General features: G+C 51.4%; 1 rRNA gene. It reads right to left on the bottom strand.

The features are described 5' to 3' along the window. A 23S ribosomal RNA gene (locus SB752_RS31920) occupies positions 1–500 on the bottom strand; the annotation flags it as partial.

The raw sequence follows: 500 nt of genomic DNA, 5'->3' as shown, positions 1-500 counted from the left end.
CCAGTTATCTGAAGCTTAGGAGCTTTTCTTGGAAGCATGGTATCAACCACTTCGTCGCCTAAAGGCAACTCGTCATCAGCTCTCGGCCTTAGAACCCCGGATTTACCTAAGATTCCAGCCTACCACCTTAAACTTGGACAACCAACGCCAAGCTGGCCTAGCCTTCTCCGTCCCTCCATCGCAATAACCAGAAGTACAGGAATATTAACCTGTTTTCCATCGACTACGCTTTTCAGCCTCGCCTTAGGGACCGACTAACCCTGCGTCGATTAACGTTGCGCAGGAAACCTTGGTCTTTCGGCGTGGGTGTTTTTCACACCCATTGTCGTTACTCATGTCAGCATTCGCACTTCCGATACCTCCAGCACGCTTTTCAACGCACCTTCGCAGGCTTACGGAACGCTCTCCTACCATGCGTGCAAAGCACGCATCCGCAGCTTCGGTATATAGCTTAGCCCCGTTACATCTTCCGCGCAGAGTCACTCGACCAGTGAGCTATT

The sequence above is a fragment of the Brevibacillus sp. SIMBA_040 genome (assembly GCF_046535075.1).
Lineage (GTDB): Bacteria > Bacillota > Bacilli > Brevibacillales > Brevibacillaceae > Brevibacillus.
Note: the sequence above shows the minus strand (reverse complement) of the source record. Positions and strands in the feature narration are given on the sequence as shown.